The sequence below is a fragment of the Treponema sp. UBA785 genome, assembly GCF_002297065.1.
Lineage (GTDB): Bacteria > Spirochaetota > Spirochaetia > Treponematales > Treponemataceae > Treponema_D.
This window is the reverse complement of sequence record NZ_DBJD01000048.1, coordinates 20,730-27,356: the sequence shown is the minus strand read 5'-3', so window position 1 is coordinate 27,356 and position 6,627 is coordinate 20,730. Positions and strand designations below refer to the sequence as shown.

The 6,627-nt window shown below is 41.1% G+C and carries 7 protein-coding genes; 4 read left to right on the top strand and 3 right to left on the bottom strand.

The features are described from left to right. The 3 genes from B2X33_RS03825 to B2X33_RS03815 all read right to left on the bottom strand — a co-directional run. A partial coding sequence (locus B2X33_RS03825; protein ID WP_296667773.1) for a tripartite tricarboxylate transporter permease occupies nucleotides 1-1,558 on the bottom strand: 1,558 nt, incomplete at its 3' end. 11 nt (nucleotides 1,559-1,569) lie between these two features. Beyond that, complete coding sequence (locus B2X33_RS03820) at nucleotides 1,570-2,037, bottom strand: tripartite tricarboxylate transporter TctB family protein (RefSeq protein ID WP_296667772.1); 468 nt, start codon at nucleotides 2,035-2,037, stop codon at nucleotides 1,570-1,572. Between the two features lie 134 nt (nucleotides 2,038-2,171). Continuing rightward, on the bottom strand, nucleotides 2,172-3,131 hold the full coding sequence (locus tag B2X33_RS03815) for a tripartite tricarboxylate transporter substrate binding protein (protein WP_296667770.1): 960 nt from the start codon (nucleotides 3,129-3,131) through the stop codon (nucleotides 2,172-2,174). A 376-nt stretch (nucleotides 3,132-3,507) separates the two neighbouring features. On the opposite strand from B2X33_RS03815, the gene B2X33_RS03810 reads away from it, so the two are divergent. The 4 genes from B2X33_RS03810 (at nucleotide 3,508) to B2X33_RS03795 (ending at nucleotide 6,603) form a co-directional block, all read left to right on the top strand. Next, nucleotides 3,508-3,642 (top strand): hypothetical protein, encoded by a 135-nt coding sequence (locus B2X33_RS03810; RefSeq protein WP_296018766.1) that lies wholly within the window; start codon nucleotides 3,508-3,510, stop codon nucleotides 3,640-3,642. 158 nt (nucleotides 3,643-3,800) lie between these two features. Then, nucleotides 3,801-4,721 (top strand): aspartate carbamoyltransferase, encoded by a 921-nt coding sequence (pyrB, locus tag B2X33_RS03805; RefSeq protein WP_296667768.1) that lies wholly within the window; start codon nucleotides 3,801-3,803, stop codon nucleotides 4,719-4,721. Continuing rightward, nucleotides 4,721-5,155, top strand: coding sequence for an aspartate carbamoyltransferase regulatory subunit (locus B2X33_RS03800; protein ID WP_078930873.1), 435 nt, complete (start codon nucleotides 4,721-4,723; stop codon nucleotides 5,153-5,155). The genes pyrB and B2X33_RS03800 overlap by 1 nt, the downstream gene beginning before the upstream one ends. A 20-nt stretch (nucleotides 5,156-5,175) precedes the next feature. Then, nucleotides 5,176-6,603, top strand: a complete 1,428-nt coding sequence (locus B2X33_RS03795) for a dihydroorotase (protein ID WP_296667766.1) — start codon at nucleotides 5,176-5,178, stop codon at nucleotides 6,601-6,603. Nucleotides 6,604-6,627: the final 24 nt, after the last annotated feature.

The following is a 6,627-nucleotide window of genomic DNA, read 5'->3' as shown; positions in this document are numbered from 1 at the left end:
CGTTTGTGTCATCAGACTGAGAAGATTCAACTCGTTTTGCAATTTTTCTTTGGTTCAAAACCGCTGCAATAATTGAGAAAACTGCGAGCACAAAGAAAATAATACAGATTGGGCGGGTAAAAATCTTCATAAAGTTTCCATCGACAATCTGCATATAGCGCCTGATGTTTGATTCTGACATTGGTCCCAAAATAAGGGCAAGGAGAATCGGAGACAGGTTGAATTCATATTTTTGCATAAGGTAACCGATTACGCCCATTGCAATTGCAAAATAAACATCGAACATGCTCTGGTTGATTGAGTAAGAACCAACAAGAGAAAGAACGAGAATACAAGGGATTAAAATGTAACGCTGGATATTGATTACTTTAGAAAAGAGGTTTACACCCAGCATTCCGATTATAAGGAAGGCAACGTTTGCTGCTATCAAAGCACCAAAAACTGCATAAACGACATCGAGATGTTCAACATACATCATCGGTCCCGGCTGGAATCCGTGCATAATAAATGCGCCCATCAAAACTGCCGTATTCGAGTCTCCTGGAACACCGAGCGCAAGCATTGGAATCATTGCACCGCCAGAACAACCGTTGTTTGCAGATTCAGCAGCCGCGATTCCTTCAGGTGCTCCGTGTCCGAATTTTTCAGGATGTTTAGAACATCTTTTTGCTTCGCTGTACGAAACAAATGCCGAAATATCGCCGCCTGCGCCAGGAATTGCACCGATAAAAGTTCCGATTAAACCGCCTTTGAGCATGTGCGGCCAGATTACCTTAAAGTCTTCTTTGCTTGGAACTACATTTTTTATTACAGAACGCAGATAATTTCCGATTGCATTGCCGGTCTTGTAAGCGTTTATATTTTTGGGAGCCGGGTTGCCTTTTAGAAGATGCTCAAAATTGGCAAGAACTTCGCTGATTGCAAAAAGTCCGATTAAGGCAGGAATAAATGGAATTCCATCGTAGAATCCAGGAAGGTTTATAAAGCGAATGTAACCGCAAGTTTTGTCGATTCCAACGCAGCAGATTAAAAGTCCAAAAATTGCCGTAATCAAGCCTTTTAAAATCGATTTTCCAGAAATTGAAACAATAACGCTCAAACCAAAGACTGCCAATGCAAAGAATTCTGCCGGTCCAAACCTTAAGGCCATTTTAGAAATTGTCGGAGAAAGGAAAGTCATAATGACTGCGCCGATAATTCCACCGCAGAAAGAAGAAAAAAGCGAAAGCGTTAAAGCGCGTGCGCTCTGACCTTTTTGGCTCATTGGAAAGCCTTCGAGAACCGTTGCCGCGGCAGAAGGAGTTCCCGGAGTGTGAATCAAGATTGCCGAAATTGAACCGCCGTACATTCCGCCGCAGAAAATTCCCAAAAGCATTGCAACGCCAGGTATAAATTCAACTCCGTAAGTAAACGGAACAAGAAGCGCAATTCCCATAGTTGCGGTAAGACCCGGAATACAGCCGATTAAAATTCCGCCGGCCGCACCTAAAAAAGTATATAGTATAGTAGAAAGCGAGAAAACTTGTCCAAACGCCGAAGAAATTAAAGAAAAATCCATCTTTCCACCTCCTAGAATAATCCGTCAAGAAAGCCCATAGGCATTTCAATCTGAAGAAGAAATTTGAATGCGCAGAAAATCACAAGGTCTGCACAGACAGCGATAATCGCCATAGTAAGATAGTTTCTCTGCCCAAGAATCAGCATCATAGCAAAAAGTGCGAGCGGTGTGGCAAGCAAAAAGCCGATTACGTTCCAAAGCAGTGCATAAACTACAATTACTGCAAGCGCAAGAATACATTTTTGCATATCTTTGTTAAGCGGACTGATTGTAGGAGCTTTTTTGCCGTCATCTTTTTTCAGAATGTTTGTAATGAGAAGAATCAGACAGCAGATAAAAAGCGCAATGCAAAGAAAACGCGGAAAAAATTCCGGGCCGACAGGAACGTTAATAAATTTTTTGAATGTAAGAGTTTTGAGGAATGCGGCCAAAGAGAAGAGCATTCCAATTATTGCCGAAACAATGTTGGCTATTCTCATTTTTTTTGTCTCCAGTAAAAAAAAGGCTATCCAAAAGCAGTTGTCGCAACAAAATCTTCTGCCGCAAATATTTTGACAGAAAATCTTACTGCTTGTTCAAACTTTTTGGACAGCCCAAAATATTTAGTTAGAAGCTAGTTTGCAAGTCCAAGCTGCTTCATTGTGGCGCCAGTGCCTTCGTAGTTGTTTTTAAGATAAGTTGCAAAAACTTCAGAATCCATATAAGTAACGTTCTGGTTCAGGTTTTTAGCTGTTTTGATGAAGTTTTCATCTTTCATAGCCTTTGTGAAAGCGTCAAAAAGAACAGCTCTGATTTCTGCTGGAACTCCCTTTGGAAGTCCAATTCCACGCCAAGTACCAAATTCAACGTCATAACCACATTCTTTCATTGTTGGAATATTTGGATAAGCTTCTGGACGTTTTGAATCCATAATTGCAAGAACTTTTACGTTTCCAGCATCGAGCTGAGATTTTACTTCTGCAAGAGAAACAGAAACGGCTTCGATATGACCGCCGGCAACAGCTGTTACAGCACCAGCAGCGCCTTCAAAAGGAACGTGTTTTACGTCGATTCCTGCTTCAGAGGCAAAAAGTCCGGCAGCAATGTGCCATACAGAGCCTGGGGCAGAGTTTCCGATATTTACTTTTCCAGGATGAGCTTTGCAGTAGTCAACAAATTCTGCAAGAGTGTTGTATGGGGCATCAGCTTTTACAGTGATTGTTGCAGCATCAGTGTTTACCATAACGAGCGGATCATAAGCTTCGTAAGTAAAATCCTGAAGTCCCTGCCATGGGTTTGAATTCAATTCAAAAGTAATCATGCCGAGAGTGTAGCCGTCCGGTTTTGCATCTTTGATTGCGCGATAACCGATAGAGCCAGCGCCGCCAGTTTTATTTTCAACAGTTATTGTCGTTCCAAGATATTTTTCGGCAGTAGAACAAACAGCGCGAAGAATTGCGTCAGTTCCTCCACCAGCACCCCATGGACAAATCATAGTAATGCCTTTTTTGGGGTAAGCGGTGTTTTTTTCTTTACAACCTGTAGCGCCAAACAGAACCAATGCTGCTGTTGCAGCAAGCAAAATTTTTTTCATCTGCATATTCCTCCTCAAGAACAAATCAATATTTAGATGATTTTTAAATGATATATGAGGATTTTTTACAAGTCAAAATTTTAATCCGTAACTTTTAGTTATTGGAAAGTCTACTATAAATGCGGACGGAATTTTTTCGTCTAACCAGCTTTTCGCAGTTCCGCTTTTGCTCCATCCGCCAAAGGCGGACGCTTCGCGCTGCTTCAATCTGGCGTAGGATTTATGTAGAAATAAATAATAAAACGTTATATTTACGCAAAAAAGTTCGGTTTTTTTATGTTTTTTTACGGATTAGTGCTAAAATATATTTATAAGAGTTAAAAAAGTTTTCGAGAGTGTTAACAAAAAATCAAAAGCGCGGGAGGAATCGCTCTTTATGGAACCTTTTGTAACGGTAGAAAACATTTCTGAATCGGATTTTTTAAAGCTGCAAAGCAGAGGTTGGGTTCTTGTCAGCGTAGACAATGCCCCGTCAGATAAATTGATTTACAGTTTTAAGAAGGAACGCTAACAAATAAAAAGTTTTAACATAAGCCTGATTTTGAGTTTTCAAAATCAGGCTTTTTTATGTGAGCACTGGAGAGGTTAAACAAAAACTTTATTTTAAAAATTTTTGCAAGAGATTTATTTTCTATTGGTAAAAATTTTTCATTGTGGTAAACTCAAGCCATGCTTAAAGGTCTAAGTTTAATTCAGCCAAATGATTTGACTGTTTCAGAAATTGACGAGATTTGTGCTCTCGCCGAACAGATTATTGTTGATCCATCTTCTTTTCAGGACGTGTGTCGCGGGAAAATTCTTGCGACACTTTTTTTTGAGCCAAGCACTAGAACGCGCTTGAGCTTTGAAGCGGCTATGCTTCATTTGGGCGGGACTGTCGAAGGTTTTAGCGACGCTTCCAATAGTTCAACTTCAAAAGGCGAAACTTTAGCGGACACAATTCGTGTTGTAAGCTCTTACGTTGATGTAATTGCAATGCGAAGCCCAAAAGAAGGCGCGGCTCTTCTGGCGAGCAAATTTTCAGAATGTCCGATTATCAATGCTGGCGACGGCGGCCATTATCATCCGACGCAAACTTTAACCGACCTTGTTACGATTCGTGCGTTAAAAGGCGGTTTTGAAGGCCACACAATCGGTTTTTGCGGAGACTTGAAATTTGGACGGACTGTTCATTCTCTGACAGAGGCAATGTGCCGTTACAAAAATGTAAGATTCGTTTTTATAAGCCCGGAAGAATTAAAAATTCCTGACTGGGTTTCTAATTTTTTGGACGAAGCTAATATTCCTTATTCGGCTGCAACCCGTCTGGAAGATGTAATCGGCGATCTTGATATTCTTTATATGACAAGGGTTCAAAAGGAGCGCTTTTTTAATGAGCAGGATTACCTGCGTTTGAAGGACAGTTATATTCTCGACAAGTCAAAAATGGAGCTTGCCCGAAAAGATATGATTGTTTTGCATCCGCTTCCTCGCGTAAACGAGATTTCTCCGGAAGTTGATTCTGATCCGCGCGCCGCCTACTTTAAGCAGGTAAAATATGGAATGTATGCGAGAATGGCTCTTATTGCAAAAATTCTGGGGGTTCTGTAATGCTTAATGTTGATACAATAAAAAACGGCCTTGTAATCGACCACATAAAGGCAGGCTGCGGCCCGCAAATTTTTCATTGGCTTGGACTTGATAAGGCAAGTTTTACAAGCGCGCTGATTATGAATGTTCCAAGCAAAAAAGCTGAGAGAAAGGACATAATTAAAATCGACAATATCATAAATATTGATTTTTCGGTTTTGGGTTTTGTAGATCCAAATATTTGCGTTAATATAATAAAAGACGAAAAAATAGTCCGCAAAATTAGAATGGAACTTCCAGACCGTGTAGAAAACGTTATAAAATGCAAAAATCCGCGCTGTATAACAATGACCGAGCATTATGTTCCTCAGGTTTTTATTCTTGCTGACAGAAAAAAGGCAACTTACCGCTGCGAATACTGCGATGCTTTCTATACTGCAGGAAAAATTGAATAAGTTTTAACAAGGAAAATAAAATGGACTCCAAAATACTGATTATTTACAATGCAATTTTAGTAGATTCTTCGATAGAAAATCCCGGACTTGTTGTTGTAAAAGACGGCAAAATCTGCGGAGTTTTTCTTGGCGAAATTAAAAATTCTGAAACGGCTCTTGTTATAGCTAGATCTGTTTTGCCGGAAGTTAAGGGAAATCCTGTTTTTTTTGATGCAAAAGGACTTGTTTTGATGCCGTCATTTGTTGATATGCACGTGCATTTTCGTTATCCAGGGCAGACTCAAAAAGAAGACCTTGATTCTGGTTTAAAGGCGGCGGCGGCAGGAGGCTTTGGAACAGTTGTTGCAATGCCGAATACTGCGCCTGTTGTTTCCAGCGCTAAGCTTGCCCGGCAGATAATGAGCGAGGCGTCAGAAAAAAAACTTGCGCGCGTTTTTCAGACTGTAAGCATTACAAAAAATTTTGAAGGCGAAGATGTTTCTGAAATTCAAAACCTTTCAGTTGAGGAATTTCCTGTAATCAGCGAGGACGGACACGAAGTTGCAAATTCTGCTGTTATGCTTGAAGGAATGAAATCTGCTGGAAAAAAAAGCATAATCGTTAGCTGCCACTGCGAAGATCCTTCTTTAGCAGCCGCTGCAAGACCGTATCGTCAGCGTGCATTAAAGTTTATGGAAAATTACAATATCCCCGCCGGCAAGGTGAATGCAGTAACGCAGAATGTTCCAGATTCTGTAAATTTTGAAATTGACGGCTGTCTGACGGCGGCAAACCAGCTTTTGGCTCTTGCGGAAGATGCGGCGACAGAGCGGAATATCGAAATTGCAAAAACTGCCGGCTGCCATATTCATGTTTGCCATTGTTCTACAGCAATCAGCATGGACGCAGTGAGACGCGCAAAATTCCTCAAAAAAGAAGGAAAAACTTCAGCAGACTTTGAATGTACTGTCGAAGTAACGCCTCATCATATCGGACTGGTTGGCACTGATTCTCCATATCTTCGTGCGCTCGTAAATCCGCCTCTTAGAAGCGAAGAAGACCGTTCTGCCCTTATTGCCGCAATAAAAGATGGAACTGTTGATGTGATTTCGACAGACCATGCGCCTCATACTCAGCAGGACAAGGCCGCTGGAAGTCCAGGTTTTACCGGGCTTGAAACTTCGTTCGCTGTGTGCAATACGGTTCTTGTAAAACGAGAAGGCTTGAGCTTGTGCCGTCTGAGCCAGCTTATGTCCGAAAATCCTGCAAAACTTTTAAAGCTTAATTCAGGAAAACTCTCTCCAGGTTACGAAGCGAATCTTGTTCTCGTAGATCCAGATGAGCAGTGGACAGTCTGTTCAGAAAAATTCCAGAGCAAAGGAAAATCAACGCCGTTTGAAGGTCAAAGACTTACCGGACGTGTTCATAAGACTTTTTATCTGGGGAACCAGGTTTATTCACTGGACTAGAAAATTAGAAAAATTGGAGCATAG